The following is a 20,795-nucleotide window of genomic DNA, read 5'->3' on the forward strand; positions in this document are numbered from 1 at the left end:
CGCAATAGTGGCTTGGTGCCCAAGTGCTAATGGGTAGCTGTTAATTTCTATTCAGCATCCGCACACTAAGTTTGAAAATAATAACTAAATGGAATAGCCGTGCTTATTAAAGCAGTGATGTTGATGCTGGCGCTATGCTGGGCAGGTATGGCTAGTGCCGAGCAGCCGATTGATGCCCCTGGCAATTGGGTAACGCAAGCCGAGCTTCTGGTAAGCGAAGAAACCGCCGAATGCGATCTGCTTTTCGATGCGATTCCTGAAGAGCTGTTCTTGGCACAGGGTGGATGCTGTCGTAGATGCTCTCGCGGAAAAGCATGTGGAGACTCATGTATCAGTCGTAATTACACCTGTCGTCAACCTAGAGGGTGTGCTTGTGATGGATAGGTGAACATACGTGATATGAGAAAGCCCCGCCCCTGTGCGGGGCTTTCTCGTTATAGGGTAGGCAAAGCATAGACACGGCTTACAGCGGCACACAGCGGCTATATGGGATGGTTGCCAAGGGATACGCCCCCAGGCCGCCGCACCCTACGGCGCGTTGTCCCCCACTCGCCTGCGGTGTTCGCTTGTGGGGTATTTCTTCATGCACCTTGCAAAATGGGTAAAATCCCTCTGTTGCTGGGCTGTAGAAGGGTTTTTGGTGCATGAAAATCACGCGAATTCATGCGAAGTTATGCACTTTCAACAGGCAAGAGAGAGTGGAAGATCCGAAAGCCAGGCCACCAACTGGCCGATAGCTTATAAGGACATTCCTGATAAGGCCTTGCAGTACCGGGGCGTTCCAGTGAGTAGCGACGCAGGGTGGTCTAAAATCTCAGTGTTTTTGGTTGTACAGACTTAGGAAAATGATGAATACTGCTTAAATATATTGAAGTGGGGGTTGTAGTGGCCGATAGGTGCTAATTAGCTTGCAATCATTGACCTGCAAATCGCCAGCCATCGTTGAATGCATCTATAGACCAGGTTAGTGCTTCATCACAAGTGCGTATAAGTGTTTCTATTCACTACTAGCCTCTGTACTTATGTCCGACTTTATTCTGTCCAAAGCGGCCATGCTGGTGAAGACTAATATCATAGCGGCCTGTGCAATGCTCCTTAAATGTTTCTCCTCGGAGGTTCAATGAAAAACAAAAAATTTGCAGTAGATTTTGATACACCTGCAGATATTCACCCTTGCAACGTTTACGTAGGCCCGAGCAGAGGTTATAGCGGATATCAAGCAGTGGTGATTCTTTACGTATCATCTCGAACAGGTGAGTTCAATAGCCCTGAAGGGATAGCAATGAGCTTCGATGTGGAGAACAATCTCTTTAGGACGGAGCAGGAAGCCATTGATTGGGCAGAAAATTGGATTATTAACAAAGCAAAAACCAGTATTATTCTTCGCGAAGTCGATAATACTTAAAAAATGAGAAGTGTGCTCCCTGTAGAGTTGGCAAGGCTTTGCCACTACTATGTGGCTACAGATCTACTTTAAAGATGAGTGTTATGGCTCTGGCTGATAAATTAAGAGGGTTGATTTTTTAGTATAAGAAAAATCTAGATTAAATAAAAAGGAGTATGTTGTGGAGCTTAAACATTTCAGGGCAAAAAATTTTCGTTCAATAAATGATAGCGGTGAAGTGGATGTATCGAGAATAACTTCTCTACTTGGACGCAACGAAAGTGGAAAATCTAACCTTCTGAAGGCTTTGCATAGTTTAAATCCAGTCGAGGGTTTTCAAGCTTTAAGCCCCATTAAAGATTTTCCCCGAGACAGAAAGCTTGAGGAATGTCGCGACATAACCCCTGTTGTTGAATCAAGCTGGGAACTAACAATAAATGAACAGCAGCAACTTGAAAAGTTGTTTCCCCGAGCCGCAGGTGTATCAACTATCAGAATTGGGCGTCGTTATAGTAATGTTCGTTGGGTTACTTTCGATAATATACCCCCATTGGAGATAGATGAAAAATGGCTAAAGCCTAAGGTCCGTAAAATACTTGCAGCTCTTGACACAATTTCTGAAGATTGTGAAGAACCTCATTCCGAAGCATTAAAAAAATTGGCTTTGCATTTCGATAGTGCACTTGCTCAAATTGCTGATCTGAAAGAATGGGCTGATAATTGTAAAAGCTCGATTGCCTCGCTTGAAAAAGCTTTGGTTGCAGCCTCAAAGGAACTACCAGAGGCAATAGATAATTTAGTTACTGAAATAGATGCTGTGGCCAAGAAAGTCGCGGGAGACGATGATGCCCACGTGGCAGCCCGGGGGTGGGTCATAGAGCGAATGCCTAAATTTATCTACCTGGATGATTATCCTCAATTAGAAGGGCATCAAGATTTAGAAGAATATAATCAGCGTCAGCAAAAAAGCACTCCCACTAATGAAGATCGATATTTTTCTAAGCTTTGTAAAGTTGCGGGTATGGATCCAAAGAACCTTCAAGACTTGGCTCAAGACCCAGAAACACGTAATCAACTTGTAAATCGTGCAAGTGCGGTAGTTACAAAAGAAATTCGACGTCTTTGGAGTGATCGCAGTTTAAAAGTAAGGTTTAACCTTGACGGAAATTTCATGGATACGCTAATTTCAGATCCTACATCAGTGTACGATGTTGAGGTAAACCTAAATGAGCGTAGTCGAGGTTTTCAGTGGTTTTTCGCTTTCTATATTACATTCTCCGCAGATACTGATGGTGATGTCGCAGAAAACGCTATACTTTTGTTAGACGAGCCTGGGTTGTATTTGCACGCTAAATCTCAATCAGATTTGTTGACTCATTTCCATAGCGATTTTGTAAATCAAATACTTTACTCTACGCATTCACCTTTCATGGTGCCAGCGGGGCAATTGGATTCAATTCGCACTGTTAATATTGACGAGGAGGATGGTACCACAGTAACTAACGATCCGAGCGGAGATTCTAGAACACTCTTCCCTCTTCAGGCAGCACTTGGATATAGTCTCGCACAATCTTTATTTGTTGGGCCGAATAACTTAATAGTTGAGGGGATTACGGATTACTGGATGCTTTCCTCTGTTTCGGAATACCTTGCAGATCAAGGTAAAAATGGATTAAACCCAGAAGTTACTATGACACCCGCAGGTGGAGCCCAAAAGGTTTCCTACATGGTAGCGTTGCTATCTTCCGAAGAACTAAATGTTGTAGTTTTATTGGATGAGGAGAAAGATTCTAGAACCACACGTGACGATCTTATAAAGTCTAGGTTAATCAACGATAAAAATATTGTATTTGTTACGGAAGCTTTAAGCGATTCCCCTCCAGCCGAAGCTGATATAGAAGATTTGTTAGATCCTGATTTCTATGAAGGGCTTGTGCGCGAGTGTTACATGAGGGAGCTTAAAGGTAAAAAGCTAGAACTAAATAAGAATGTCCCGAGAATAGCTAAGCGAGTGGAGTTAGCGCTGGCTGACCTAGGAATCGAGTTTCATAAAACAAGACCGACGCGATTATTACTTACCAAAATGTCGAAAAATGCGGAGGCGGTTGTGACTGAGGATACTGCACAAAGATTTGAAAAACTATTTGAGGTTATCAACGCCCGGTTTAGACAGATTAATGAGCTTGGTGGGACTAAATTGATTCCTAAAGAGAGTAATTAAACTTTAATTGAGGCGCAGGTATAAGGATAACCTTGGGTTTTTTAAGGTTTATATAGACTGTGATAAATCATTGCATTGTAGTATTTGTGAGTGGGTATTGTAGCAGTAAGTTATTAATGCCCGCTTATAGCCGCATAAAGAAAGAACGTTAGTGACTGTTGCTAAGAGTGCAGCCCAGTGTCACGAAAACCATTAGTTGCTTTATGCTATGCTAGATGATTGGCGTAAGTTTTACACACATGAGTTTTACATGATTTAGTAGCTAGTGACATTGCAATATTATTAAATGCGCCGGGATTTTCGTAAAAAGATTCCTGTTTTTATAATCACCAAATATGCGATTATATATGCTTGAGTTTCTTGATTCTGAATTGTCTAAAAATAGTGCCATCTACCTTTTGGTGGCCTCCACCATTGGCGGGCTAATAGGTGCTTCCTTCAAACTGCTTTTTGAAGTTGTGTTGGGAGGAAAAATTGCTCATCGGCGCGATGTTGAAAATTTACTTCAACAATATAAAGTTCCATTGGTCTCCGCATCTGACGCTCTCGCAGCTCGCATTGGTAATCTTGTATCCACAGAAGATCATAAATGGTTTGAAACCTCCAACTATTATTATTTAAGTACATTATATATTTTCTGCTCATATTTTGCGTGGGTTGAGATCTTGAATGGTAAGCTTCTCCAGTTACGGCTTTCTGATACCAAAAGATCACGGAAAATATTTAGAGCAGTTATACTTGTGGAAAAATCTTTTAATAACTTCATCTATTTTCGTTACGGTGCTTATAATCATCGTAAGCAAGATACCGGAGAGCTCCCAAAATTAATATGTAAGGCTTTAGGAGAGATGGTGATTGTTAAGAACGGCCAGGACGAGAAAGAATGTTTAGGTTTTTCGGAATTTTGTAAAAAAGTTGAAAATGATGCAGAATTTCAAAAATGGCTAGTTTATTTGAATGATTTTATAACTTCAGCTAATGATGAGTTTGGTAATGCTCATTGGGATAGATTGCATTTAGTTGAGCTTTCTTTGCTAGTGCTTTCTAATGTTCTTGATCCGAAGGAATTGCATAGTTCAAAACTTTCAAAATCAAAGGCTAGATTGATTTTGTCACGTATTAAGGAGCCGTACGCACGTGAAGTATTTATTACGGATGCAGTAAAATGGCGTCTGCCCTTTCGCGTAGAGTCTCTATCTAAAAATATGAGGAGAGAGTTTCTTAGAATGACGGCAAGGTCGCCAGAGCTTGGTTCTTTTAAACGTTACTCTGACTATCCAAAAGATGGAGTTGAATACATCTTTGAGGCAAAAAGTAGGCAGCTTGAATCTAAAAAAGGTCGGTGGAGATTATATCGAGAAATTGAAAGGGAATTCAAAGAAGAGGCTAACACAATTCCATTTGGAGTTAGAGTTAATGTTGTTGTGAAGTTTAAGGAGGGTAGTATTCCAGATGACGTCCTAGCAAGGCTTCCTGAAAACATTACCAATGCTAGTAAAAAGCGCACTCGTCCAGAGTGGGTTACCTTGGTTGAAATAGCTTCGAATAATCAATAAATTATCGCTGATGACCGAGTTGATATGCCAGCCTTACTAAGGAAAAGTTATTTTTGACTCTAGCCACGGCCGCTTCTAATAATAGAAGATGGAGGAGCCACAAATAGGAATATCAGTGCTTGCTGATATCCGATGCAGGTTAAGGCGCTGGTATACATATTGGTATATTGTGTTTTTTGATTTTATATTAATTTCATTTAAATCATGATCTTATGCGATATTTTAAGCTCCTGCCAGGACGCCATTTAAATCAATATCCTAATGACGTAATTCTTTAGTGCCTTTCTTACTCAAACCTTTAGTCCCCCCTAGTTTTAAAAGCACTGCGTTGAAGCGGTTTTTTCTCGCTTGTAGCCCAAGTTTCGTGAGGATGGGCTTATGGCCCTTTACACGTGGATGATTGATGCCACTTCAGTGCGACCGCACGCGCTGCCGCTGGAGGCGGCAAAAGGGGCTCGAAAGAACCGCTAGACCAGGCCCTTGGCCGTATCCGTTTCGGTTTAACTCCCAATTCCTTTTGTTTGTGATCGCCATGGTTGTTCACTGCCGTTCACACAGCCCGCCAGCCAACAAGTAGCTTTTCAACACTTCGTGTCTGCGCTGGAGAGAATCTCTCTGCCACATAGCGTCAGGCGTCCTTCGCTGATAAAGAATAGAACAGCGATGAGCTGCTCCATGACTGTGATGGCACGGCATGTGGTAGGTCGCTGCTTTTGCTGGCTTAAAGAATTACGCCGCATCGCCACACGCTATTAAAAGTGGGCAACTAATTTTCAGTCGATGTAATGCCCGGCGTGCATCGACCGTTAGTCAGCACCTAACCATGCTCATATTGCTTGAATCCAGGTTTATAGCTGCTCCGAATTTCCGGAAGGATTGCTGATTCATCAATTTCCAGCTTGATTCGGAACGTAAAGCTTAAAAAAACCAGTTTGGTCATTTCTATATGGTGATCACGTTGTCTGCAAACGAAGCGCGGCAGTAAGCTCCAATTCAAGCTTGCCTTGCAGGCTAAAAAACAATTACTAAAAACGCTAGGAGAAACGCAATGTTCAAGAAAACCACTCTTGCCGCCTCTGTCATCATGATGTCCATCACAGCAGCGCAGGCTGAAGGCCCTTATCGCATCGGCATTACTCAAAACAACGTGGGTGTGGATAGCTATCAAACGACCTATGAAAGTGCGTTTGAAGCTGCTGCTGAAGAGGCAGGCAACGTTGATATTGTGGTGCTAGATGCCGGTGGTGATGTCGCTCGTCAGATTGGCCAAATGCAGGATCTTATTCAGCAGCAAGTCGACGCCATTATCATCTGGCCAACCAATGGGCAGGCCGTAATTCCTGCTATTCGTCAGGCTCATCAGGCGGGCATTCCTGTCGTCGTTACTAACTCCAAAATTGCTGAAGCGGGTCTTGAATTCATCGCTGCTTTTTCAGGCCCAGATAATGTTCAGCAAGGCATTTCCTCTGCGGAAATGATGTGTGATGCCCTCGGGGGTGAAGGGCAAATCGTGCAGATTGCTGGCCAGCCAGGCTACACCACCGCCATGGAACGTTCGACCGGTTTCGAGGAGCGTCTTGCTGAGATGTGCCCGGGTGTAGAGCTGCTTGAGACGCAGCCTGGTAACTGGAACCGTGAGCGAGCTCAGCGGGTGATGGAAGATTTCCTGACTAAATATGACCGTATTGATGGCGTTTATTCCGGTGATGACAACATGGGGGTCGGCGCACTGAATGCCGCGAAAGGTGCTGGTCGTGCCGATGAGATTGTCTTCATTGGTGCCACGAATTTCGCCGTTGGTTACGACGCGATTGAGCGTGGCGAGTATTACGGTTCTATCTATCAGTCTCCGGTCGATGATGCGGAAGCCGCTCTACAAACGGCCTTGGATGTATTAGCCGGTGAAGAAGTGCCGAAGATGAACTTCTTCGAGACACCCAAGATCACTGCTGAAAACCTGAGCGAGTTTGATCGTCCCGTTTTCTGAAGCGAGGCATGCTGCTGCCCAGAGCGCTGCGTCAAGTGCATCGTCCCCGGGAATCAGCATGCGCCTGAAAGCAGGGTTCCTCAACTGGAGTGTACGGTAAGCGTCAATGGATGACGTGCTTTTCCATTGCGCTAACCGGTGCTTTCCGAGGTGATTTTATATAGGTGATTAGCATGGCTTCTGCAGAACAATCAAAATCCAGGCTGCCGACAGGAAAACTTAGCAAAGCAAGCGTCATGAGTTTTCTATCGGCCCAAGGAATTCTCATCTTTTTCCTGCTCGGTATGTTCGTTTTTTCGTTCTTCTCTGAGCAGTTTCTCTCCCAGTCAAACATCATGACCGTGGTCCGCCAAGCCTCGATTATTGGCATCATCGCCGTGGGTGTCACGGTGGTAATTATTGGTGGCAATCTGGACCTTTCCGTAGGGTCGATGTTGTCCTTCTCGACGGTGTTAGTGGTGGACCTGCACGATAAGGTTGGCCCTACCATGGCCATTCTTATGATGTTTGCATTAACGCTGATGCTGGGTGCCGTCAATGGCATTCTAATCGGTTTTTTGCGCCTTAACTCACTGATTGTCACGCTGGCGATGTTGTCTGCCATTCAAGGCTTCGTGCTGATTTACAGTGGTGGCCAAAACGTTGATATCGCGAATCAGGGCGGCACGTGGTTTGCGTTCTTTGGACGTGGCTATTTGGCGGGTATTGCTGTCCCTATCTTGCTGTTTGGTTTGCTGGCCATTCTGGTTCAAGTGGTGATGAGCTACACAAGCTATGGCCGACGCATCTTTGCTGTCGGTGGCAATCCTATGGCTGCCGTTTATTCGGGTATTCGCAAGAACTGGTGCGTTTTCAGCACCTATCTAATCTCAGCGTTCTGTGTGGCATGTGCGGCACTTGTTCTTGGCTCGCGAGTGATGGGCTCACAAAACAATGTTGGCCAAGGTTATGAGCTGCTGGTACTGGCCGGGATCATCCTTGGTGGTACTAGCCTGCTGGGGGGCGCTGGCAGCATCTGGAAAACAGTGATTGGCGTGTTGATCCTGGGTTTTATTCAGAATGGCCTGCTGTTGATGGGCTACCCCTATTACATCCAGTGGATCGTGACCTGGGGCATCATCATCTTGGCCGTATGGCTGGACCTCGCTAACAAGCGTAAGCGCTTGCTAACGACCCACTCATAACGCGGAGGAGAAACACATGACAAGTTTAAAAGGGTTCTTCCGTGGCAGAACGTCTATCCAACCGATCTGGGTGTTTGTTCTTGTCATCTTTATTTTCTTCAGCTTTATGTCGGAGTACTTCCTGTCATTTGGCAATATCAGCAATATTCTGGTGCAAACCTCCACCATTGGCCTGATCGCCCTTGGAATGACGTTTGTCATGATCAACGGCAATATCGATTTATCAGTAGGGGCAATATTGGGGCTTGCTGCTTCGCTGGCAGTTGGGTTGCAAGAGACGAGCATGACGCTGGCGATTCTTGCAGCACTCGGTTCAGGTGTGTTGCTGGGCGCTATTAACGGCCTAATTGTTTGGAAAACGGGCGTAAATGCGTTCATCGTGACGTTAGGTGCCATGCTGGGTATCAGGGGTTTAATCTTTCTATACACCGGTGAGCAGTCGTTTTATGCGTTGAATTTTGCCTTCTCTGACTTTGGTACCAGCACCATCGGACCTTTTCCAGTCTTAGCAATTATCTTCCTGATTTGCACATTGATCATGCATCTAGTGCTAACGCGAACCGGTCACGGACGTAATACCTTCGCAGTGGGCGGCAACCCGGAAGCATCGATTGATGCGGGGATTCGGCTGGGGCGCCACATGATGATCAATTTCATTATCGTTGGCTTCTTTGCTGCACTGGCAGGGGTGCTGTTGGCCAGCCAGATGGGCGCGGCGACACCAAATCTGGGGCGTGACTACGAGCTCTGGGTGATTACGGCCGTCGTATTAGGTGGTACCAAGTTGACGGGTGGTTACGGCAGCATCGTTGGCACCCTCGGCGGGGTACTGGCTATCGGTATTCTGCGTAACGGCATGAATTTAATGCAGGTGCCCGCGTTTTATGTGCTGGTCATTCTCGGCGCTATCCTCATCTCGGTGCTGATTATCGACAAGAAGCTTAATGCACCCTCGGCTAAGGAGGTGCGGATATGAGCCCTTCTCAACACGACTTTTCATCTAACAAACGACAGCCGCTTAACGCTGAACCGATACTGCGGCTTGAAGGTATCACGAAGCGTTTTCCTGGGGTTGTTGCCCTCAATAGTGTGGACTTTGACGTGCGGCCTGGGGAAGTGCATGCCCTGCTTGGCGAAAATGGGGCAGGTAAGTCGACACTAATGAAAGTGCTAGCGGGTAAGCACCAAGCGAATGAAGGAAAGATCATTCTTGCTGGCCAGGAAATGGCCTTCGAAAATCCCAAGCATGCCAAGCGGGCAGGCGTCGTGCTGATCCACCAAGAGCAGTCGCTGGTACCTGAAATGACGGTCGCCGAAAACATCTTTCTCGGCAGCCTGCCAAGAAAGCCGTTCAATCGCGTTGACTGGCGCAAGCTGCGCGAGGATACCAATAAGATTCTTGAGACGCTTAAGTGTGGTTTTCAACACGATGACATAGTGGGATCGCTGTCGATTGCCAAGAAACAGATGGTCGAAATTGGCCGAGCGTTAGCGTTTACCCCGCGCGTAGTGGTCTTCGATGAACCGACGGCATCGCTCACTGACCATGAAAAACCAGTGCTCTATGACGTGATCAATTCGCTGTGTGAGCAAGGCGTGGGGATTGTTTATATCTCCCACCGCATGGATGAAATTTTTCACTTATCACAGCGTATTTCCGTGCTTCGGGATGGTGAATACACCGGAACCGTCAATACGGCGGATACCAACGAGGACGAGATCACTCGAATGATGATCGGCCGTAGTTTGGAGCTCGATCATGCCAGCAAACCGAGTAACTTCGGCGACAACTTGTTGGAAGTGTGCAACCTCTCGGTGAAGCGCGTATTCGATAACGTCAGCTTTAATGTTCGCAAGGGTGAAATTGTTGGCATGTACGGACTGGTAGGCGCGGGACGCTCTGAGGTCGCAGAAACCATCTTCGGACTGCGCACACCTTCCACTGGCGAGGTGGTGTTAGACGGCAAGGCAGTGTCCTTCCGTAACTCCCATGATGCCGTGGTCCATGGCGTTGCTTTGGTGCCAGAAGACCGTAAGGATCAGGGACTGATTCTGGGCATGAACTGCCGAGACAACATGACCCTGGCAAGCCTTTCTAGCGTGTCGTCGTTGGGCTTTATGACGAGTGCCAAAGAGCGAGAGGTGTACGACAAATACCATCAGGCGATGAAAATAAAAACCCCCAGTTGGCGCCAAAAAGTGGGCAATCTGAGCGGCGGTAACCAGCAGAAAATCGTCATCGGTAAATGGCTGCATACCCACCCCAAACTATTGATTCTTGATGAGCCAACCCGGGGCATTGATGTGGGATCCAAGTCGGAAATCCACACCTTGGTTAAAGATCTGGCCAAATCTGGCTATGCGGTGCTGGTGATCTCTTCCGAGATGCCCGAGATTCTTGGCCTGAGTAACCGCATTATCGCTATGTATGACGGTCGCGTTACCGCAGAGTTTGATGGTGACAACGTCAGCGAGGACGAGCTTGTTCAAGCGATTACCGGAATGGGCATGCAGGCGCAGGCGAGCTAGCTCGCCGTTTTGCGACTGATGTGCTCTGCAAAGAGCACATACAGACCAACTCAAACGTATAAGGAATGTTTTATGCAACCTTTTGTTTATGATGGCCTGCCATCCCGCGTGGTGTTTGGACGAGGCACCTTGTCGCGTCTAAGTGAGGAGCTTGGCCACCTTAGCTGTTCACGCGCCCTGGTGTTGTCCACACCTCAACAGCACGAGCAGGCAAGCCGCGTACTAGAGCAGTTGGGTGAGAAGGGCATTGGCGTTTACGCTGACGCCGCCATGCACACGCCAGTCGATGTGACCGACAATGCCTTGCAGGTGGTGAAAGAGCTGAACGTGGATTGCACTATTGCCATGGGTGGTGGCTCGACGATTGGTTTGGGCAAGGCGATCGCGCTGCGCACCGGCTTGCCGCAAATCGCCATTCCCACCACCTATGCAGGCTCAGAAATGACCCCGATCCTGGGGGAGACCCGCGACGGTATCAAGACGACGCAGCGCACTTTAGATGTACTGCCGGAAACCGTCATCTATGACGTTGATCTCACCTTGACGCTACCCGCTGAGATGTCCGGAACCAGTGGCATTAACGCGATTGCTCATGCTGTAGAGGCGCTATATGCCCGTGACTGCAACCCAGTCATCGCGCTAATGGCAGAGGAGGGGATCGCGGCGCTGGCGAGAAGCTTGCCCGTGATTGCTAACGACCCCAGCAATGTAGAAGCGCGCTCTGATGCGCTGTACGGCGCTTGGTTGTGCGGCACGTGCCTTGGCTCGGTGGGGATGTCGTTACACCATAAGTTGTGCCATACCTTGGGCGGCTCTTTTAACTTGCCCCATGCGGAAACTCACACCATTGTGTTACCCCATGCGCTGGCTTATAACGCCTCTGCCGTGCCTGACGCAATGGCTCGCATTGGCCGTGCGCTGGGCTGTTCGGATGCCGCCGCTGGGCTTTATGACTTAGGCCGTGCAGTTGGCGCGCCCAGTGGGCTTGCTGAACTTGGCTTTACCCTCGCCGATGTTGAGCGCGCCACGGAGATCGCTACTCAGAACCCCTATTGGAACCCGCGCGAAATAGAAGCCACGGGCATTCAGCAGTTGCTCAGCGATGCCCAGGCGGGCCGTCGCCCTGGGGGTGCGCAATGAAAGTGCTCTTCATTAACGCTACCGTGATTACCATGGACTCGCAGTTGGGCGAGTTAAGCAATGGTCAGGTGCTGGTTGAAGATGACCGACTTGCCGCCGTGGGCCATGGTCTGGTCGATGACCCCAAAGCGCAGGGCGCAGAGGTAATCGACTGTGCTGGCGGTATTCTCATTCCTGGGTTGGTGAATGCACATATGCATACCTGGCAGACCGGGTTGCGTGGCGTTGCCGCCAACTGGACGCTGCTTGAGTATTTTCGCCACGTCCACCGCGGTCTGGCGGCGCTGTTCACGCCCAATGACATTTATATTGCGACCCGTATGGGCGCGATTAATCAGCTTAACTGTGGCACCACCACATTAGGTGACTGGTGTCATAACAACCCGACCCCAGACCACACTGATGCCGCTGTGAGTGGGTTAAAAGAGTCCGGAATACGGGCGCTGTTTATGCACGGCTCACCGAAACCCGACCCACAGCCTGGCCACCCGCATTTTAGTGAGATCCCCCACCCGCGCCATGAAATCGAACGCCTGTTAAAAGGCGAGCTGGCGAATCCAAAGGGGCTTGTCACCTTAGGCATGGCCATCCTTGGTCCTCACTATTCAACCCTTGACGTTACCCTGAAAGACTTTGCCCTGGCGAAAGAGTTTGGCCTTGTGGCTTCGATGCATCAGGGCGGCGGCGCGGCGGTAGCGCCGGGCGCCTGGGATGAAGTAGAAAGCCGGGGTTTGCTGGGGCCCGATATCAACATTGTGCATGGCCAGAGCCTGGATGACGGCCAGATGGCAAGGTTCTGCGCCAGTGGCGTGACGTTCTCGATTGCACCGGAAAACGAGATGACCCAAGGCCACGGCTTTCCAGTCACTGGTCTGGTACGCCAGCACGGCGGGGTGGTGTCTCTGGGAGTGGATCTTGAGTCTGTAATTTCGGGTGACATGTTCAGTGTTGCTCGTGCCGCACTGGGCATGCAGCGCTCCCTTGATAACGATGCTTCACGTCGGGAGCAAGGCAAGATACCGGACACCTCGACCATTACTACCCGAGAAGCGCTTGGCTGGATCACGCTGGATGGGGCGAAAGCGCTTGGGCTCGAGGCCCGCATTGGCAGCCTTACGCCAGGCAAGCAGGCCGACTTGGTGCTGATCGACAGCAACAAGCTCAATATGCAGCCGGTCAATGACCCGGTGTCGACGGTGGTGATGCAGACAAGCCTAGCTAACATCGACAGCGTCATGGTGGCAGGGCAGTTCAAAAAGCGCAGCGGCCGCCTGTTGATTAATACCGAGCAAGGTATCGCAGAGCTTGCCAAGTCTGGCCACCGTATTCACACCGAACTACTGGCGCGTGAAGCCCACTCGACACAGGAGGCAAACCAATGACAACCGTTTCCACGACGCGCTCTTCGCCACTTAAGGTGGCTTGGGTGGGCTTGGGTAAGCTGGGCTTGCCCATGGCCGCCAGAATTATCCAGGCAGGAACCGCGGTACAAGGATTCGACCTTTCCAGCGAGCGCCTCGCGTTGGCCGCAGCGTTAGGGGTCACGCCCCATCAGCAGCTTGCCAGTGCGGTGGCTGATTGTGACCTGGTCTTTGTCTCGATTCCCGACGACCGCGCTTTAATCGCGCTTTGCCTTGAAACGGGCGAGCTGGTTCGTCACATGATGCCCGGGAGTATCTTGGTCGAGACCAGTACGGTGAGTGTTGAAGCGTCTGCCCGAGTGGCCGAAGCGGCCAAGGCTCATGGCATCTCGTATTTGCGTAGCCCCGTGTCGGGCAACCCTGTGGCGGCTGAGGCTGGCACGCTGTCGGCGATGGTATCTGGCCCACGCGATGCACTGGCAACCGCCAAGCCGGTGTTTGAAGCCTTTACCAAAGCACAATATTGGCTTGGCGATGAAGAGCAGGCTCGGGTCGCCAAGCTGGCGATTAACCTGATGATTGCCGTCAGTGCCGGAATGATGAGTGAAGCGCTGACTCTGGCGCGCAAAGGCAACATTGAATGGGACGCCATGTTGACGCTTATTTCCGACAGCGCGGTAGGTTCCCCGATGGTTAAGTACAAGGTGCCGCCACTTTCCCAGCGCGATTTTACGTCGACATTTTCCGCTGCCCAAATGGCCAAAGATCTCGATCTGATTCTTGATTGCGCCCACACCTCCGGGGTCACAACGCCACTGGCCGCCCAAATGCGCGAAGCCTATACCGCGCTTATCGCCACGGGCCATGGCGATGATGACTATATCGCTACCGTGCACCACACCGAGCGACTTTCGGGGCTAGGTGAGCCGACACCCGCACCGCATAGGGGGCAATAAGATGCGCAACCTGACGACCGACAATATCACCGCGGCGGTAATTGAAGAGTTCTCTAGCTGTGAAGACACACGGCTAAAGACGCTGCTCAATGGCTTGGTTAAACACCTGCACGCTTATCTGCGTGAAGTGCAACCCACTGAGCAAGAGTGGACCCAGGCGATTGAGTTTCTGACCCGCACGGGGCAGATGTGCGATGACGAACGCCAAGAGTTCATTCTGCTTTCTGACACTCTTGGTGTGACCATGTTAGTGGACGCCATTAACCACTCAAACAGTGACCCGAACATTACCGAAAGTACCGTTTTGGGGCCTTTTTATGTGGCGGACCCTCCCCAAGCGAATCAGGGTGATGCCATTAACTGGGGGGTTGAAGGCGAGCCGCTATTCGTTGAAGGCCACGTGCACGATGCCCAGGGGAAGACATTGGCAAATGTCACTATTGATGTGTGGCAGTCGGACAGTGAAGGTTTTTACGACGTCCAAAAGCCTGAACTTGAAAGTGCATCATTGCGTGCTCGCTTCCATACCGATAGCCAAGGCCGTTACGCCTTCTGGACAGTCACTCCTTCCCCTTATCCGATCCCAACAGACGGGCCAGTCGGCAAAATGCTCGATATTACCGGGCGGCATCCTTATCGCCCGGCGCATGTGCATTTCATGCTGATGGCGCCGGGGTACGAAACTTTGGTCACCCAAATCTTCGCCGAAGACGATCCCTACCTTGATTCGGATGCGGTATTTGGTGTGAAGGATTCACTGGTGAAGACGTTTGCTCTGCAGCCACCAGGGCAAGCGCCCGATGGTCGGCAGATGGAAACGCCTTACCGCTATTTTCATTACGACTTCGGCTTAAAGACGGCCTGAGCGTCACAGCCTAAACGTCCGGCTCGAACTGAGCTGGTTAAACCGAAAGAGGAAACGACATGACAACGATCGATCAAAATGCTATCGCAACGCTATTTACTGAAGCACGTACCCACAACGTTTGGCAGGATCGTGACGTTAACGAGGAAACGCTGCGCGAGCTGTATAACCTAATGCATTTCGGCCCCACCTCGATGAATTGCCAGCCAGCGCGGATTCTGTTTCTGACCACAGATGAGGCCAAAGGGCGCCTGAAACCCGCTTTAATGCCAGGCAATCAGGAAAAAACCATGAAGGCACCGGTGGTCGCCGTGCTTGGTTTCGACACAGAGTTCTATGAGCATCTGCCACGCATGTTCGCCCATAATAAAGACGCAAAATCACTGTTCGAAGGAAAACCGGACTTTATTCATTCCACTGCATTCCGTAATAGCTCTATTCAAGGCGGCTACTTCATTTTAGCGGCTCGCGCGCTAGGGTTGGACGCTGGCCCTATGTCTGGCTTCAACAATGCGGCCGTGGATGAAGAGTTCTTTCCAGATGGCAAAGTGAAGAGCAATTTTCTGTGTAACTTAGGCTATGGCGATACGAGCGCGTTGTTCCCTCGTGGCGACCGCTTCTCCTTTGATGAAGTGTGCAAAGTGATGTAAAAATTTATGGCTAACGCTTGCTTGTATGCCTAAACGTAAGGGGGCCGTGACTGTCATGGCCCCCCTTTTTCGCTTGCAACGCAGCAAGGGTAGCCTCAGCGCAAAACTAATGAGGCGTTGAGATGGTTGTTGACTGGGTATTCGTGGCGTTAATGGTAGTTGCTGTGCTGCTGACTGGTATTTCCAAGTCAGGATTTGCCGGTGGGGTAGGGGTGGTGGCCGTGCCATTAATCTCGTTAAAGGCAAGCCCAACGTTTGCGGTCGCAGTTATGCTGCCGCTACTGATTGTAATGGACGTGTTTAGTCTCAAGGCGTGGTGGCACCAGCGGGTAGGCCGTCTATTGTGGCTCATGTTTCCGCCCGCGGTGCTAGGGGTGGGGTTGGGTTACCTCACCTATGGCTGGTTTGATGAAGCGCTTTTGACATTGCTGTTGGGGGTGTTTTCGGTACTGTTTGGCCTGTGGGGTTTATTCAAACCGCTACGTGGCAAATTAATGCCTGGCTGGGTAGGGCGCCTGTGTGGCGGCATAGCAGGATTTACCAGTTTTATTGCCCATGCAGGCGGCCCTCCCCTGAATTTTTACCTGCTGCAATGCCAACTGACCAAACAGCAATTCCTAGGGACGGCAGTGGTTTTTCTGGCCATTATTAACCTCGTGAAGCTGGTTCCCTACATCCTGCTGGGCTTGGTTAACATTGATAACCTGACCATAGCGCTGCTGCTGATGCCTGTTGCATGGCTGGGGGTTCGGTTAGGACTGGTTATTCAAAAACGCATCAATGGCGAGCTGTTTTTCCGGGTGATTCTTTGCCTGCTTATTTTGCTGGGTATCCGCTTAATCATGGACGGCATAGGCTGAGACTTAATGGTAAACTTTTTTTATAGCTGGGCGGTCTCAATAACCAAGTGCAACACCTGACTCACTGGGTAAGCTATCGCCATGACTCATCAATACCACCACGTTGGCGGCCTGATGGTTTGGCGATGTGTTGGAGTTGTTATGAGAGAAGGTCGTGCTGAGATAAACGAAACAAACCCAGAAGGGCCTTACGATAAACTATCGCAAATGCCCTCCTCCAAAATTTCGAATACAGAGTTCGCACGATTTATCGACTTCATTGAAAAATTTGAAGATGAAACTGAAAGTTCGCTCTCTATGGCGCTTGGCTATCGTGAGATGCGTATGTTGCTGCACGTCATGCGTAACCACCTTGCGGGTAGGTTAACCACCCCCACGTCTCTTGCCGATGCGTCTGGCCTCACCTACGGCACAGCAAAGCGCGGCATTGAGAGTATCATGCAGCGCGGTTTGCTTATCTCACGCCCACGAACTAAGTCGGGTAAGACGGTTTCGTTGCATCCTTCCCCTCAAATGATCCAGGAGTGGGAAAGCTATGTCGAGCGTATTAAAGGACTTCTTGGGACGTTGTTCGGTATAGATCCAACATCAGATTCAGCCAGTAAGATCTTTCTGGGTATGTCGTCATCAGAGCGGGTGATATCGACTCCGGCAGTACTGTCTGCGCGGCTTGAACTGAAGGGTGGGTTACGTGTGTTAGCGCATGCTGACCCAACGTTCATGGCCATGCACAACCTTAAGCGTCAGTTGGAGTCGATCTTTGGGCTGGAAATTCGTAACAAGGCAAGGTCAATCGATAATCTGTTAGATGAGATTCTAGACAATGCGCGTTTAGCTAAGTCGCGATATGACATAGTGGCCTGTGACTTACCCTGGTTTGGTGAGTTAGCGGCGGGTGGTGTTCTGATGCCACTTGATGCATTAATTATACGCGATGATTATGATCTCTCTGATTTCCACCCAATGTCTATACAGAGCTCAGGGTATGCGGGCAGTCAGTACGGTATACCTGTTCAAACAACACCAGAATTGCTCTGCTATCGCCAGGATGTTTTCGAGACGTTGCAGTTGACGCCTCCAACCACAACAGAAGCGCTTATCAAAGTCGCTAGACAGCTACATGAGCCTGCCAAAGGGCGTTACGGCATCGCTTGGAATGCAGCGAGAGGCACGCCACTCGGGCATACCTTTAGTTTTCTTATGGCGAAGTTCGGTCAGCCGCTCCTTAATCTACCGAGTTTCCAGGGAGGTTATGACTTTCAACAAGCCAGAGGCGAGCAGCTACGTCCTATGTTTCAATCAGATGCCGCTTATAGGGCCTGCGAATATATGCTAGATATACTGAAATATTCACCGCCTAATATCCTCAGTATGTCTTGGTACGAGCGTGCGCAGTCGTATGCATCGGGTGAAACCAGTATGGCCTACTGCTACACGCTACTCGCCCCGCTGTTTGAGTTGAATCGACACTCACCTGCTTATGGCAATACTTGCTATCTTCCCCATCCTGTTGGAAATCATGGCCGTGCCATAACCCCAATAGGAGGTTATGCACTCGCCATTCCCGCTAACTTAGCATCAGAGCGGGTTGAGGCAGTGTGGACGGCTTTACGGCATCTGACCTCTGCAAACATGTCCAAACTCTACATTATGAATGGCAGCCTGGTGACGCCCCGTTTCAGTGTTAGCCAAGATCCTGAAGTATCTGCATTATCCCCACTCATAAAAATTGTCGACGATATGGCACAAAAGGATATTTTACAGGCCTGGCCACGCCCGCCCGTGCCGGGAATTACCGACCTTATTAGTATTGCAGGCAATGAGATATTCGAGGTGCTAGATGGCAGGCGCTCGATTAAGAGAGCTTTGTCGATCGCCCTGGAACGCGCGGACAAAGTGATGCGACACAACGGGCATTATTGAGTAAGGCGTGAATAGTAAGGAGTGAGGCATAACCCCATGCCTGAAAGGCAGGCATGGGGTGGGGAGTGCCTGTTACTGCATGATCATGCCGCCATCGATCATCAGTAGTTGGCCCGTCATATAATCGGATTCTGCGCTGGCCAAGAAAGACGCGGTACCGACCACATCTTCAGGGTAGGAGTAACGCTTCATAAGAATCATCTTCTCCGCCAGCTCATCCATTGACTGCCCCTGCTTATCGAACTTGCCGATGCTGACCAAGTCTTTGTCGAGCTGCTCCCAAAGCTCAGTGCGTACGACGCCAGGGCCATAGCCATTAACGGTAATGTTGTGATCTACCAAGGCCTTGGCGCCACCATTAATCATGGCGAGCACGGCGTGCTTGCTGCAGGAATACGGGACCACGTCATCAAAAGCCTGTCGCGACAGAATTGAGCCAACGTTAATGATTTTGTAAGGCCCGTTATCTTTGCCCTGATTGATCATCTGCTTAGCGGCTTCCTGCATGCCGAGTAGGCACCCTAATGCGTTAACATCCATAATCTGATGCCAGTTTTCCTCAGTAATATCAAGGAACATCAATGGCTTGTTAATGCCCGCATTATTGACCATCACGTTCAAGCTGCCAAAGGCATCAACCGTTGCTTTAACCGCGGCCTGCATTTCGGCACGGTCGGTGACGTTGAGTTTGACCGCAATGGCGTCGCCGCCGTTTGCCTTGATGCGAGCAGCGACTTCCTCGCACCCTTCAATATTGATATCTGCTACGCACACCTTGGCGCCTTGAGCCGCATAGTGTTCGGCAACGGCGGCACCCATGCCACGTGCGGCGCCTGTAATTAAGCAGTTTTTACCTTTGAGTCGAGTGTTGTCCATGAGGTCACCTTAGAAATCTTGTTGTGGGTCTCTCCACGCCACCAAGATAAATCGTCTTTGTTGTTGGTCGTAGGGAGTCTGCGTTAACAAGGGCATCCGTCGTTTATCCTGCATTGCTAATGACAGTTTTATAACCTTGTGATGGCATATTCTCGGTATGTAACACAGGCAATGACAGGTTGGTCAGTCGTTAATATGACCAGATTGGACGTTTCTAAGGGCACTGGGTTATGAGAAGGGATATAGCTAGTGTTTAATATCAGCTTTATAGCTTTAGTTTAAATAACAGCGTTTTATTATTTTCAGGTTCTCGCCCAATGAAAGTTCCTGAAAGTGGATTTGATGCTAAAAATTTCAAGCCTATCTATTCGCAATAAGAACAAAGAGAGGTGTCTATGTCTAAGCCCTGTATTATTTGTGTCGCTATCACCGGCAGCCTGCCGCGCAAAGAGAACAATCCCGCCGTGCCGATTACGGTGGAAGAACAGATTGAAAGTACCCAGGCTGCTTTTGAAGCGGGAGCGACTATCGCTCATTGCCATGTGCGCAACGATGATCAAACACCCTCTTCAGACCCGGAAAAGTTTGGCCGCTTGATGGAAGGGCTCAAGAAACACTGTCCCGGCATGATTATTCAGCTCTCAACCGGCGGCCGCTCTGGCGCAGGTGAAGCGCGTGGCGGGATGCTGTCGCTTAAACCCGACATGGCCAGTTTGTCGGTAGGCTCAAACAACTTCCCCAATCGTGTTTACGAGAACCCTCCTGCGTTGGTGGAGTGGCTTGCCGATGAGATGCTTAAGTACGACATTAAGCCTGAGATTGAGGCGTTTGATCTGTCGCATATTCACCAAGCGGTGAATCTTTCGAAGCAAGGCAAGTTAAAAACTCCGCTCTATGTGCAGTTTGTCATGGGTGTTAAAAATTCTATGCCCGCGGACAAACCCACCTTTGATTTCTATATCGAGACCCTCAAGCGACTAGCGCCGGATGCTCAATGGTGCGGTGCAGGCATTGGTGCCAATCAATACCTGCTTAACGAGTGGTCGATTGCGGCGGGCGGTCATACGCGCACCGGGCTTGAAGATAACGTGCGCCTGGACAGCAATACTCTGGCGTCCTCGAACGCTGCATTAGTTGAGCGTACCGTTGCGATGTGCGAAAAGTACAGCCGCACGGTAGCTACGTGGAAACAAGCGCGTGAAATACTGGGGCTTCAAATGACGGGTAGCCAAAGGTAAACAGTACTAATACTTGGAGGTGCACCTTGCTATTTGTCAGTAAACCAGTAGACCAAGACGCACTA

16 protein-coding genes are annotated in these 20,795 nt (G+C 49.6%); 15 read left to right on the forward strand and 1 reads right to left on the reverse strand.

Features of this window, described 5'->3' with window-relative positions:
- Positions 1 to 1,120: 1,120 nt before the first annotated feature.
- The 14 genes from QEN58_RS06475 to QEN58_RS06545 all read left to right on the forward strand — a co-directional run bounded on the left by QEN58_RS06475 (position 1,121) and on the right by QEN58_RS06545 (position 18,616).
- The gene (locus tag QEN58_RS06475; protein WP_280106310.1) at positions 1,121 to 1,405 is read left to right on the forward strand and encodes a hypothetical protein; all 285 of its coding nucleotides are present in this window, start codon (positions 1,121 to 1,123) and stop codon (positions 1,403 to 1,405) included.
- A gap of 160 nt (positions 1,406 to 1,565) precedes the next feature.
- Entirely contained in the window at positions 1,566 to 3,605 is a 2,040-nt protein-coding gene (locus tag QEN58_RS06480) for an AAA family ATPase (protein WP_280106312.1), read from the forward strand.
- A 347-nt stretch (positions 3,606 to 3,952) separates the two neighbouring features.
- Positions 3,953 to 5,161: a hypothetical protein gene (locus QEN58_RS06485; RefSeq protein WP_280106313.1), complete on the forward strand. Its 1,209-nt coding sequence runs from the start codon at positions 3,953 to 3,955 to the stop codon at positions 5,159 to 5,161.
- Positions 5,162 to 6,209: 1,048 nt separating this feature from the next.
- Complete coding sequence (locus tag QEN58_RS06495) at positions 6,210 to 7,148, forward strand: sugar ABC transporter substrate-binding protein (RefSeq protein WP_280106314.1); 939 nt, start codon at positions 6,210 to 6,212, stop codon at positions 7,146 to 7,148.
- Between the two features lie 236 nt (positions 7,149 to 7,384).
- Entirely contained in the window at positions 7,385 to 8,332 is a 948-nt protein-coding gene (locus QEN58_RS06500; protein WP_280106315.1) for an ABC transporter permease, read from the forward strand.
- A gap of 16 nt (positions 8,333 to 8,348) precedes the next feature.
- Positions 8,349 to 9,308, forward strand: a complete 960-nt coding sequence (locus QEN58_RS06505; protein WP_280106316.1) for an ABC transporter permease — start codon at positions 8,349 to 8,351, stop codon at positions 9,306 to 9,308.
- Positions 9,305 to 10,861: a sugar ABC transporter ATP-binding protein gene (locus QEN58_RS06510; RefSeq protein WP_280106317.1), complete on the forward strand. Its 1,557-nt coding sequence runs from the start codon at positions 9,305 to 9,307 to the stop codon at positions 10,859 to 10,861. The genes QEN58_RS06505 and QEN58_RS06510 overlap by 4 nt, the downstream gene beginning before the upstream one ends.
- Positions 10,862 to 10,933: 72 nt before the next feature.
- Positions 10,934 to 12,001, forward strand: a complete 1,068-nt coding sequence (locus tag QEN58_RS06515) for a maleylacetate reductase (protein WP_280106318.1) — start codon at positions 10,934 to 10,936, stop codon at positions 11,999 to 12,001.
- A complete protein-coding gene (locus QEN58_RS06520; protein WP_280106319.1) occupies positions 11,998 to 13,383 on the forward strand; it encodes an amidohydrolase family protein in 1,386 nt (461 codons plus the stop codon). Before QEN58_RS06515 ends, QEN58_RS06520 begins: the two co-directional genes overlap by 4 nt.
- On the forward strand, positions 13,380 to 14,318 hold the full coding sequence (locus tag QEN58_RS06525) for an NAD(P)-dependent oxidoreductase (RefSeq protein WP_280106320.1): 939 nt from the start codon (positions 13,380 to 13,382) through the stop codon (positions 14,316 to 14,318). The genes QEN58_RS06520 and QEN58_RS06525 overlap by 4 nt, the downstream gene beginning before the upstream one ends.
- Position 14,319: 1 nt before the next feature.
- Entirely contained in the window at positions 14,320 to 15,183 is an 864-nt protein-coding gene (locus QEN58_RS06530; RefSeq protein ID WP_280106321.1) for an intradiol ring-cleavage dioxygenase, read from the forward strand.
- A gap of 59 nt (positions 15,184 to 15,242) precedes the next feature.
- The gene (locus QEN58_RS06535) at positions 15,243 to 15,833 is read left to right on the forward strand and encodes a malonic semialdehyde reductase (RefSeq protein ID WP_280106322.1); all 591 of its coding nucleotides are present in this window, start codon (positions 15,243 to 15,245) and stop codon (positions 15,831 to 15,833) included.
- Positions 15,834 to 15,955: 122 nt separating this feature from the next.
- Positions 15,956 to 16,693, forward strand: a complete 738-nt coding sequence (locus QEN58_RS06540) for a sulfite exporter TauE/SafE family protein (protein WP_280106323.1) — start codon at positions 15,956 to 15,958, stop codon at positions 16,691 to 16,693.
- A 141-nt stretch (positions 16,694 to 16,834) separates the two neighbouring features.
- Complete coding sequence (locus QEN58_RS06545) at positions 16,835 to 18,616, forward strand: ABC transporter substrate-binding protein (protein ID WP_280106324.1); 1,782 nt, start codon at positions 16,835 to 16,837, stop codon at positions 18,614 to 18,616.
- 72 nt (positions 18,617 to 18,688) lie between these two features.
- Here the strand turns inward: QEN58_RS06545 and QEN58_RS06550 are convergent, their stop codons facing one another.
- Positions 18,689 to 19,492: an SDR family NAD(P)-dependent oxidoreductase gene (locus QEN58_RS06550; protein ID WP_280106325.1), complete on the reverse strand. Its 804-nt coding sequence runs from the start codon at positions 19,490 to 19,492 to the stop codon at positions 18,689 to 18,691.
- A 395-nt stretch (positions 19,493 to 19,887) separates the two neighbouring features.
- On the opposite strand from QEN58_RS06550, the gene QEN58_RS06555 reads away from it, so the two are divergent.
- Positions 19,888 to 20,730, forward strand: a complete 843-nt coding sequence (locus QEN58_RS06555) for a 3-oxoadipate:acetyl-CoA acetyltransferase (protein ID WP_280106326.1) — start codon at positions 19,888 to 19,890, stop codon at positions 20,728 to 20,730.
- Positions 20,731 to 20,795: the final 65 nt, after the last annotated feature.

This window comes from Halomonas alkaliantarctica (genome assembly GCF_029854215.1).
Lineage (GTDB): Bacteria > Pseudomonadota > Gammaproteobacteria > Pseudomonadales > Halomonadaceae > Vreelandella > Vreelandella alkaliantarctica_A.

Bases quoted from the DNA above. Each gene is read 5' to 3' on its own strand.
- QEN58_RS06545 (WP_280106324.1), top strand. From the start codon at position 16,835: ATGAGAGAAGGTCGTGCTGAGATAAACGAAACAAACCCAGAAGGGCCT.
- QEN58_RS06495 (WP_280106314.1), top strand. From the start codon at position 6,210: ATGTTCAAGAAAACCACTCTTGCCGCCTCTGTCATCATGATGTCCATC.
- QEN58_RS06535 (WP_280106322.1), top strand. From the start codon at position 15,243: ATGACAACGATCGATCAAAATGCTATCGCAACGCTATTTACTGAAGCA.
- QEN58_RS06475 (WP_280106310.1), top strand. From the start codon at position 1,121: ATGAAAAACAAAAAATTTGCAGTAGATTTTGATACACCTGCAGATATT.
- QEN58_RS06525 (WP_280106320.1), top strand. From the start codon at position 13,380: ATGACAACCGTTTCCACGACGCGCTCTTCGCCACTTAAGGTGGCTTGG.
- QEN58_RS06500 (WP_280106315.1), top strand. From the start codon at position 7,385: ATGAGTTTTCTATCGGCCCAAGGAATTCTCATCTTTTTCCTGCTCGGT.
- QEN58_RS06550 (WP_280106325.1), bottom strand. From the start codon at position 19,492: ATGGACAACACTCGACTCAAAGGTAAAAACTGCTTAATTACAGGCGCC.
- QEN58_RS06510 (WP_280106317.1), top strand. From the start codon at position 9,305: ATGAGCCCTTCTCAACACGACTTTTCATCTAACAAACGACAGCCGCTT.
- QEN58_RS06485 (WP_280106313.1), top strand. From the start codon at position 3,953: ATGCTTGAGTTTCTTGATTCTGAATTGTCTAAAAATAGTGCCATCTAC.
- QEN58_RS06540 (WP_280106323.1), top strand. From the start codon at position 15,956: ATGGTTGTTGACTGGGTATTCGTGGCGTTAATGGTAGTTGCTGTGCTG.
- QEN58_RS06505 (WP_280106316.1), top strand. From the start codon at position 8,349: ATGACAAGTTTAAAAGGGTTCTTCCGTGGCAGAACGTCTATCCAACCG.
- QEN58_RS06520 (WP_280106319.1), top strand. From the start codon at position 11,998: ATGAAAGTGCTCTTCATTAACGCTACCGTGATTACCATGGACTCGCAG.
- QEN58_RS06555 (WP_280106326.1), top strand. From the start codon at position 19,888: ATGTCTAAGCCCTGTATTATTTGTGTCGCTATCACCGGCAGCCTGCCG.
- QEN58_RS06530 (WP_280106321.1), top strand. From the start codon at position 14,320: ATGCGCAACCTGACGACCGACAATATCACCGCGGCGGTAATTGAAGAG.
- QEN58_RS06515 (WP_280106318.1), top strand. From the start codon at position 10,934: ATGCAACCTTTTGTTTATGATGGCCTGCCATCCCGCGTGGTGTTTGGA.